At 75.3% G+C, this 1673-nt stretch carries 2 protein-coding genes; one reads left to right on the top strand and one right to left on the bottom strand.

Annotated elements, in window-relative coordinates; translation table 11 throughout:
- Positions 1 to 44 precede the first annotated feature (44 nt).
- Positions 45 to 1343, top strand: a complete 1299-nt coding sequence (locus tag E2E34_RS34055; RefSeq protein WP_138905680.1) for a mannosyltransferase family protein — start codon at positions 45 to 47, stop codon at positions 1341 to 1343.
- 24 nt (positions 1344 to 1367) lie between these two features.
- Here E2E34_RS34055 and E2E34_RS34050 read toward each other — a convergent pair.
- A partial coding sequence (locus E2E34_RS34050; protein WP_500691589.1) for a DinB family protein occupies positions 1368 to 1673 on the bottom strand: 306 nt, incomplete at its 5' end.

Here is a 1673-nt window from a genome sequence, read left to right as displayed (position 1 = left end):
CGCCCATCCCCCGATGCCCCGATGCCCGCACCAGGAGGACGACCATGGCCACCGCGACCCCTCTGCGGCCCCCCGAGCAGCCCGCCCGTCCGCCCGTCCGCGGAACGTCGGCCACCGGCACGCGCCCCGGGCCCGGACCTTCCGAGCGTCGGCGGCCCGGGCACCGGGGGCCCGCGTTCCGGCAGTCGGGGACCCTCCGGTCCGGGTTCCGGCTGGGGCTCGACGACCGGAACGTCCTGCTGCTGTACGTCCTCACCCGGGTCGGTGTCTGGACCACCGCGTACTGCGCGCGGTGGTTCTTCGCCGAGGACCGCCGGACCCGCGAGGCGGGAACCGCGTTGTCGTCGTGGGGGCAGTGGGACTGGTGGCACTACCTGCACATAGCGCAGGAAGGTTACTTCCCCGACGGCGCCGGGCCGGGCACCAAGGGCTGGGACAACAGGGAGGCGTTCTTCCCCGGCTTCCCGCTCGTCCTGCGGGCCGTCCACGTCGTGATCCCCGACTGGACCGTCGCCGGCCTGCTGATCTCCTTCGTCTCCGGGGCCGTCGCCGTCCTCGCCCTGGCCCGGATCGCGCGCCTGCACGTATGCGACGCCGGCAGCCCCCTCGGGCAGCGCGCCGTGCTGTTCTTCCTCCTCTCCCCCTGCGCCGTGTTCCTGGCCGCCGGCTACACCGAGTCGCTCTTCCTCGCCCTCGCCCTGCCCGCCTGGCTCGCCGCCCGGCGCGGCGCCTGGCCGCTCGCCGGCGTCCTCGCCTGCCTGGCCACCGGCGTCCGGGTCAGCGGACTGTTCCTCGCCGCGGCGATCGCGGCCCACTTCATCGCCGCCGCGGACCTTCGCCGGCAGTGGCGCTCCCTTGCCTGGATCGCGCTGCCCGCACTGCCCGCGGCCCTCTACACCTGGTTCCTGCACGCCCACACCGGCGACTGGATGGCCTGGAGCCACGCCCAGGAGCGCGGCTGGTACCGCGACTTCCACCCCCCGTGGGAGGCATGGCGGAACACCTGGCAGGCCGCGTTCGGGCACACCCAGTCCACCGGGTACGCCGTGATGTTCCAGGCCGAACTCGTCGCCATGGTCGTCGGGCTCGTCCTGCTGGGCGTGCTGCTGAGGCGGCGCAAGTGGCCGGAGGCCGTCTACACCGCGCTCAGCCTGTGGGCGCTCGGCACGTCGTACTGGTACACCTCCGTGCCCCGCGCCACGCTCCTGTGGTGGCCGATGTGGGTGATGCTCGCCGCGTGGAGCCTGCGCCGCCCCTGGGTGCGCGGCGCCTACCTGTGCGTGGTGGCGCCCCTGTCGACCGTGCTCGCCCTCACCTTCCTGACGGGACGCTGGGCGGGCTGACCGCCGTCACGGCGTCGCGGCCGATCACCCGGCGGGCCACGCGGGGCTGCGGCCCGCGCGCCCGACGACGCGGTCGAGGAGCGGCGCGTCCCGCGGCACGTCGACGGGCGTCCCGAAGATCCCCTCGCCGCCCGGATCGTCCTCCGTGGGCTCCAGCAGCTCGTACGACGACTGGAGGGCGGCGGTGTCGGGCGCGTACGGCCGGCCGACGGCGCGGGCCAGGTCCCACCCGTGCACGACGAGCTCGTTGAGCGCCACCCGCCCCGCCACGTCACCGGGGAGGGTGACCCCGCCCGCCCCGGTGACGTGGCGGGGCGGGTGGCGCTCAAC

Origin of the sequence: Streptomyces albidochromogenes, assembly GCF_005981925.1 — a bacterium.
Taxonomy (GTDB): domain Bacteria; phylum Actinomycetota; class Actinomycetes; order Streptomycetales; family Streptomycetaceae; genus Streptomyces; species Streptomyces albidochromogenes.
This window is presented reverse-complemented; position numbering and strand designations above follow the sequence as displayed.

Excerpts from the sequence above, each read along its gene's own strand:
- E2E34_RS34055 (WP_138905680.1), top strand. The coding sequence starts at position 45 with ATGGCCACCGCGACCCCTCTGCGGCCCCCCGAGCAGCCCGCCCGTCCG.